This window comes from Acetomicrobium mobile (assembly GCF_937920065.1).
Genome location: NZ_CALETC010000262.1, coordinates 1 through 1,474 on the forward strand (window position 1 = coordinate 1; position 1,474 = coordinate 1,474).

The 1,474-nt window shown below is 43.6% G+C and carries 1 protein-coding gene and 1 pseudogene; both read right to left on the minus strand.

The window, feature by feature from the left end:
• Positions 1 to 79: 79 nt before the first annotated feature.
• Positions 80 to 787: a B3/4 domain-containing protein gene (locus Q7P41_RS09975; RefSeq protein WP_303883944.1), complete on the minus strand. Its 708-nt coding sequence runs from the start codon at positions 785 to 787 to the stop codon at positions 80 to 82.
• Between the two features lie 80 nt (positions 788 to 867).
• A pseudogene (locus Q7P41_RS09980) lies at positions 868 to 1,116 on the minus strand (hypothetical protein); the annotation flags it as partial.
• Positions 1,117 to 1,474: the final 358 nt, after the last annotated feature.

Below are 1,474 nucleotides of genomic sequence, written 5' to 3' on the forward strand. Positions count from 1 at the left end.
CCAGTTCCCGGGGTCAGATCTTTAATCTTGAATTTTTTCAGGGGGGGCGTTCCCGGGGTCGGATCTGACCCCAGAGCTTTTATACGTCCAGTGCCTGTGGCGTAGCTTTGTTTATAATTCCCTTTGCCTTGACCTTGCATCCAATTGCCTCAAGATGACGGGAAAGTAGGTCCAAAGCTTTTTCTACGTCAGGCGCGTCGGATTCCTGGGCTGCGTCGACGAAAAAGAGCGCCTCTTTTGTATCGGTCGTAACGGCGCATAACCTGCTGTCGCGGTGATTCCACAGCCAACAGCAAATCTTTTCTTCGTCGGCGTACACGATGTGGGTGTCTTTGACGGTAATTTCCTCACCTGAACCGAGGGGAAGAAATATCTCACCTTCTTTGCCGTACCTCAGCGTGAGGTCGCCTTTAAGTTTACGTACATCATAAGCTCCCATGGGAAGCAGCGTCATGACGGAGACGCAGTTGTAGCAATCGACCACGCTTGAAACGTTCCATATGTTTTCACCCTTGATGACACGCCTCAAAAGCGCCTCCAAAGAGCAACGGTAGCTGCTGGGCTTGACGCCCATGGCGCTGTAGATTTTCCGCCAATTGGCGATCCTCGGATGTTTTGACAGTTCCTCTGTTTTAGACAGCCCATATTCTTGAAGGATCCGCGGCAGCTCTGATTTTAAGGCTTCAACGTAGTCATTTTTTGCCTCTACGATCACATGAGCATAAAGCCAGCCTATGTGAGTACCAGGGTATGCTTTTAAGATTTCAGGTGCGATCGTGATCTTCATGATTTCCTCCTATTAGGAGTCCGCAGATAAAAGCGGGACTCCTCTTTTTATGGAATTGTTAAGTTTTTGCAACATATACCCTATATCCTTGCAATCTGCAAGCGGAGTGTGAATATTTTTATCCAGAAAGGCTTTTTCACCATGTTTACGTAATTTCTGCCGCCCAATACTATTATGGCATTGAAGTTGCTTAAACCTTTTTCCTGTGCTTGCTCGATAAGGGCTTCTACGGATATTGGATTCGTCTTTTTGTCGTTAAAACTTACGTTATACGGTCCTTCGGTGATTTCATCGGGAAATAAAAATCCGTATTTGGGAGACAAAATACACCATGAAGAAGGATGGAACTATACATAAGTCCATGTGTCTACCTCCACAATATTATCTTCTCGAATTTTACCTTTAACGTAAAATGTTTTTGCTGAACATCCATCGTAAGCTAGAAAACGTCACTCTCATTTCGCTTTAAAAAACCATATTTAGAGAGATCACATAGCACTTTGTTTATATCTAAGTGTATCTTCCCTATTTTTAAATTTAAGCCCATTTATACTCTCTCAAACCAAGCTTTGTGTATGTATATAAACAAAAGATTAGGTGGGTCCCCTAATTTTCCTCATTCTCAGCCTTTAAGTGCAACAAATTCGAATAATGCAGTTTATTATACGATCCCTCGGGTTCGTTATA

Bases quoted from the DNA above. Each gene is read 5' to 3' on its own strand.
- Q7P41_RS09975 (WP_303883944.1), bottom strand. From the start codon at position 787: ATGAAGATCACGATCGCACCTGAAATCTTAAAAGCATACCCTGGTACT.